The sequence below is a fragment of the Methanoculleus frigidifontis genome, from assembly GCF_030464345.1.
Lineage (GTDB): Archaea > Halobacteriota > Methanomicrobia > Methanomicrobiales > Methanoculleaceae > Methanoculleus_A > Methanoculleus_A frigidifontis.
This window is the reverse complement of sequence record NZ_VCYH01000025.1, coordinates 1-2,050: the sequence shown is the minus strand read 5'-3', so window position 1 is coordinate 2,050 and position 2,050 is coordinate 1. Positions and strand designations below refer to the sequence as shown.

2 protein-coding genes are annotated in these 2,050 nt (G+C 57.2%); both read left to right on the top strand.

Translation table 11 applies throughout. The features are described from left to right. The coding region (locus FGU65_RS15790; RefSeq protein WP_301665458.1) for a vWA domain-containing protein at positions 1-1,558 on the top strand (1,558 nt) is incomplete at its 5' end. Between the two features lie 279 nt (positions 1,559-1,837). Beyond that, positions 1,838-2,050: hypothetical protein (locus FGU65_RS15785; RefSeq protein WP_301665457.1), on the top strand; the 213-nt coding region annotated here is incomplete at its 3' end.

Sequence of the window (2,050 nt, the reverse complement as noted above, 5' to 3'; positions counted from 1 at the left end):
GAACTATCCGTATCTCTCGGTGGAGACCTCGGTCAGTCCCGAGACGGTCGCGGTGAACGGGACGATCGATACCACCATCCGGCTGCGGGGCGACGGGTGGGCGCTTCAGCCCGATCCGATCGATGTGATGCTGGTGATCGACCGGTCGGGGAGTATGTCAGGCGATTCGCCAACACGAATCTCCTGCGCGAAAGCTGCTGCAAAAACCTTCGTTGCCCGGATGGATCCGGCGAAGGATCAGATAGGCGTTGTGTCGTACAGCTCGGGCTCAACGCTTGATCTCTCCCTGACCTACGACCATTCAATGGTGAACGGCATCATAGACGGACTCAATGCCAACGGCTATACTGCCACGCGAAAAGCGCTGTACACCTCTATTCAGGAGATGATTGCGAACCCAAACCCTGACCCCGACGCGGTGCAGGCAATCATTCTGATGACCGACGGTGAGTTCAATTACTATGGTGACCCTCTGGCACGGGGGCGGGGACATGATTCGAATCACCGTGATTTTGACGACAGATGGTATAAGGATCAAAAGTGGAATAGTGTTAGGACTGATCGGTACACCTTTTTCTCCGGACTTGGAGGGACATACGACCAGGACGGTGGCCTGTTCACCGAGCAGAACATGTCAATTTACGCAAGCAACAACAATATCAGGCTATACACAATCTCTTTCTCCGATAATATCTCCGACGGGAGCACAACCTGGAATACGCTGGAAACCCTTGCAGAGGCGACCGGAGGCAAACACTACCACGCAGAAGGCGGCGAGGAACTCACGCAGGTCTACACCGAAATCGCCGGCGAACTGAAGGTCGAGGCCGGCGTGAACACGACGATGCACGTCTGTTTCCAGAGCGTGGAGGTGAACGGCACTTCTGTCTCCGGGGACGACGTCTTCGACTACGTCTATGTGCCCGAGATTTCGACCCGCATCTACAGCAGTTACAACGGCACGGATATCATGGGTTACCACGATGACACCCCGAACTGGACCGCGAGCAGGACGCTGCACTTCGACATCGGCACGGTGCGGTTGAACCAGGTATGGGAGACGACGTTCCGGCTGCAGGTGCTCGCGGATGGAAACATCAACGTCTTCGGTTCCGGTTCGACCATAACCTTCAACGACGGTGCCGACGCCCTCAATCTGCCCGACCTCTTCGTCACGGCCATTCCCGGCCTGACCAACACCGGCGTGGAGACGGGCACGCTCGATGTCGCGAACCTCCGCTGCACCGGGAGCGGGCCGTACCTGGACTTCCTGCCGCTCGCCTGGGATCTGACGTATACCGGGGCGGACGAGGTTACCGAGGATATCTACTGTCAGAACGACGGCGTTTCCTGGATCTACGTCGCTTCAAAGACGCCTGAGATGGCAGGCGGCACGGCGGTCACCGAGAACTGCCTGCTCGACGTGCGGCACCTCCCGCCCGGCACCTATACCATCCGGGTGAGGGCGACGGCGCCCGATGCCCCGGCAGATCAGGAGACCCTGGATGTTGCGGACTGGGTCGGCCGGGGGGAGCGCCCGTATATCCGGATCCAATAACTCTGTTTTTGCACCTCCCGCTCTGGCAATCCGGCTGCAAAAGCCTGACGGTGCAGGAAAGATCTGTTCCAGTCGGGCAATGCTTCCGGGCACCTGGCCGCTCTGGTCTGAAATGACATTCTTCATTCTCTGTGTGCATCAGAATGTATCTTTAACTCTAGTAAAATAGCTAAATCAAAAAAAAGGTGTTTCAAACCAAAACCTATGCTAAAATCTATATATACTAGCATATGGAATTAGTTCTAGGATGGGGCACTCGTGTCTGGGAGGCATATGATTATGAAGTACTGGATCTTCGGGTGCCTGCTGCTCAGTGTCATCATGGTGACACCTCCGGCAGGGGCTCAGATCCCTGATCAGGTCGACATAACCGGAAGTACGCCCTGGCTGGTCGCCGGCGGGGGGGAGCGTGCAACCATCTCTGTTGAGGTACTTGACGGCACCACCCCCCTTGCGGGGCTGGACGTCGCCTTCTCGGTCGACGCCGCGTAC